Annotated in this window: 1 protein-coding gene; it reads right to left on the minus strand. The window is 61.8% G+C overall.

All coding sequences use genetic code 11. The features are described 5' to 3' along the window. Positions 1-114: 114 nt before the first annotated feature. On the minus strand, positions 115-327 hold a 213-nt coding region (locus tag AC5Y49_RS24880), incomplete at its 5' end, for a hypothetical protein (RefSeq protein WP_499892034.1).

The following is a 327-nucleotide window of genomic DNA, read 5'->3' on the forward strand; positions in this document are numbered from 1 at the left end:
CTTGCGCAACCTCGCCGCAGCGGCCAGTTCCGGGTGGCGAGCAGACCCGTCGACGCATTGCGGTACCCGATCGGTTTAACATGCTGTAACAGACAGTACATGATACCGTGTGTCTTAACACCATTGATGGAGCCAGTATCGACCACGACAATCCAGCGGCGCGACACCGCGCCCTGCACTTCGGCGATGACCCAGCCGCATGGTAAAGCGCTCCCGGCGCTTCACCCCAGAAAACAGCGACAACACAACGGCGCGATAGATTCGCAGCCCATTGCCGACTTCCCGCTCGGAGGTCGGGCCCAGGAAGATCTGCTCCGGTGCCGCACC

The organism is Mycobacterium sp. NGS62, from assembly GCF_059812285.1.